The organism is Shinella sp. JR1-6 (assembly GCF_004284735.1).
Lineage (GTDB): Bacteria > Pseudomonadota > Alphaproteobacteria > Rhizobiales > Rhizobiaceae > Shinella.
In genome coordinates, this window is record NZ_SHMI01000090.1 from 1 (window position 1) to 2,780 (window position 2,780).

The window sequence follows — 2,780 nt, forward strand, 5'->3', positions numbered from 1 at the left end:
ATAATGAACGACACGAGGGATGAAGGTATGGCCGTGGTTCAAGCGTGTGCAGTCCTCAACTGCGAAAACGTAGCGACAGCGTGATATTTCCTGAATGCGAACACGCATCCGAGCCCCGCACCAACCATGGCAGCGACGATCATGATCGCGACCCAAGCGCGCCATGCCTGATCGGCTGGGAAGATACCGATCATGAGCACGCGCTGGCTCCGCGGAATGATATCCCATTGCGCTACCGTCAATGCCCAGCGGACGATCTGCCAGATGAGCCAGAGAACACCGGGGATGACCGTAAGAGACAGAAGGGCGTCGAACGGTTTGCCGAACAGGTTGTACCGCGACCATTTCAGGGAATTGGCGATCATCGCGAGGCTCCACGTTTGGTCATGCGGCGGTCGGCCCAGCCGACGGCGGCGCTTATGGCCCAGCTGAGGATCAGATAGGACATCATCACGATCACGATGCCTTCGAGGCTGTGACCGGTCTGGTTGGCAATGGTGCCGTAGATGTTGAAGAGTTCGGGATAGCCGATGGCGATGCCCAGCGCCGTGTTCTTCGCCAGGCTGATATACTGGTTGCCGAAGGACGGCAGCACGACGCGGAAAACCTGCGGCAGGATGATATCGTTGACCGCGTCCCGGCTTGTCAGGCTGAGCGAGGCCGCGGCCTCCCATTGCCCCTTCGGCAACGCGTCGATGGCGCCGCGCACGATCTCCGCGATGTAGGAAGCACTGTTGACGACGATGGCGAGGAGGAGCGCGGCCATTTCAGGGCTCATGCTCGAGCCGCCGCGCGCCTGGAACTTCGAGGCGACGGGCACGTCGAGGCCCAGGATGCCGGTCGAGAACATGATGCCGGCAAGCAAGACTACCGCGCCGGCGCAGATCCAGCGGACAGACTTGTGGCGGTCGAAAATCAGGCCGAGGAGCGCAACCCAGAATGCGGTCGCGGTTCCGATGGCGAGCGTCGAATCCCCTCCCTGCCAGGTGGGCACGGGGAAATAGAGGCCCTGCTGGCTGATCACGACGCCATAGAACTTGGCGGCGGCGGCGATCGGCGGGAAATGCAGGACAACGGCGAAGTACCAGAAGACGAGCTGGATCAGGAGCGGCGTGTTGCGCACGAACTCCACGCACCAGAAGGAGAGATTGCGCACCACCCAGTTCGTCGAGAGCCGGCCGACGCCGAGCATCGTACCGAGCACGGTGCTGAGCACGATGGCGAGGACGGCGACCTTGATCGTGTTGAATATGCCTGCGACGAAGGCCTGCGCGATCAGGCGGTCCGACGTGAAATCCGTGAAGGCCGGCCAGAAGCCGCCGTCGAAGACGAAGGTCTTGCCTTCGCTGATGTCGAAGCCGGCGGCATCCCAGAGGAACGAGAAGCTGAATTTGATCCCGTGACGGGCAAGCCCTTCCTTTACCGCATAGGCAAAGAGGACCACCAGGACGACAGCAGCCGCGATGATGGCGAACTGGGTGGCGTCGTACCGTATCCGGTTGCGCCGGCGGCGGGCCAGAACGTCATCGTCAGCCGCATTTCCGGGCGCGTTCGCTTGGTGCACAGTCATGTCGAGATACCAGAACCGAGGAAGGGACTGGGGCGGCGTGCCGCCCCGGTCCGGTCATGGGGAAGATCAGTTCCAGAGCGGCGAGTAGATCGAGCCACCCTGCGACCACTGGGCGTTCGGCGTGCCCTTGCGGTCGAGGAACATCTTGGTGTTCGGCCCGAGGTTACGGTCGTAGATCTCGCCGTAGTTGCCGGTAGCCTTGATCGCCTGCGCGACGAAGTCGTCCGGAAGGCCGAAGTCCTTGCCATAGCCGCCGCCGACGCCGAGGAACTTCTGGACGAAGGGATCTTCGCTCTTCAGCTTCTCCTCGAGATTTGCCTGGGTAATCTCGGATTCTTCAGCCTGGAAGAGACCGTAGGTGATCCAGCGCAGCGCGTTGCGCCACTTGGAATCGTTCGCCGCGACGAAGCCGCCGAAGGGCGACTTGTCGAGCGTGTCGGGCAGGATTAGGTAGTCGTCGGGCTTCGGCGAATTGCCGGCCCAGGCGGCGAGCGCGGACTTGTCGGTGCTCATCGCGTTGCAGCGGCCGGAATTGAGGGCGGCGAAAAGCTTTTCGAGGTTTTCGTAGGTCAGAACCTTAGAGCCTTCCCAGCCGCGTGCCTTGAAGGCGCTGGTTAGGACCGTCTCGGTCACGGAGCCCTGCGTCGTGCAGAAGGTGGCGCCGTCGAGATCGGCGAATTCCTTGACGCCGGAATCCGTCTTCACCATGATGCCCGTGCCATCGTAGAAGTTGATCGGCAGGAAATCGATGGCGATCGAGGATTCGCGCGCCGGCTTGATGGTCGTGTGCGCGAAGACGACGTCGACCTGGTTGGTGAGCACTGCGTCGAAGCGGCTCTTGTCCGTGACGGTGACGAACTTGACCTTCGAGGCATCGCCGAGAACGGCGGCCGCGACGGCGCGGCAGAAATCGACGTCGAGACCTTCCATCTGGCCGGTCGTCGTGTTGAGGTAACCGAAGCCGGGCGCCGTGTTGTCCGTGCCGCAGTTCAGCGTACCGCGTTCCTTCACCGTATCGAGGACGGAGGCCGATGCGTGACCTGCGGTAAGAGCGAGACCAGCAAATGCGCCGGCCGTGAGAAGCTTGATCATTTTCATTGCGTTCCCCTGTGAATATCGCGAGCGCCCTGCAAGGGGTCGGAACAAGATCTGTTCAAAATCCTGCGCTAAGGTCGAACGGATCGTGAACCCTCGTCTCGAACCCGCATAA

3 protein-coding genes are annotated in these 2,780 nt (G+C 61.9%); all 3 read right to left on the reverse strand.

What is annotated here, in order from left to right; all coding sequences use genetic code 11:
• Positions 1-38 precede the first annotated feature (38 nt).
• Positions 39-365, reverse strand: coding sequence for a hypothetical protein (locus EXZ48_RS34325; protein ID WP_245462439.1), 327 nt, complete (start codon positions 363-365; stop codon positions 39-41).
• Entirely contained in the window at positions 362-1,570 is a 1,209-nt protein-coding gene (locus EXZ48_RS34330) for an ABC transporter permease subunit (protein WP_130521522.1), read from the reverse strand. The genes EXZ48_RS34325 and EXZ48_RS34330 overlap by 4 nt, the downstream gene beginning before the upstream one ends.
• Positions 1,571-1,636: 66 nt before the next feature.
• A complete protein-coding gene (locus EXZ48_RS34335) occupies positions 1,637-2,668 on the reverse strand; it encodes a transporter substrate-binding domain-containing protein (protein WP_130521524.1) in 1,032 nt (343 codons plus the stop codon).
• Positions 2,669-2,780 lie beyond the last annotated feature (112 nt).

Excerpts from the sequence above, each read along its gene's own strand:
- EXZ48_RS34325 (WP_245462439.1), bottom strand. The coding sequence starts at position 365 with ATGATCGCCAATTCCCTGAAATGGTCGCGGTACAACCTGTTCGGCAAA.
- EXZ48_RS34330 (WP_130521522.1), bottom strand. The coding sequence starts at position 1,570 with ATGACTGTGCACCAAGCGAACGCGCCCGGAAATGCGGCTGACGATGAC.
- EXZ48_RS34335 (WP_130521524.1), bottom strand. The coding sequence starts at position 2,668 with ATGAAAATGATCAAGCTTCTCACGGCCGGCGCATTTGCTGGTCTCGCT.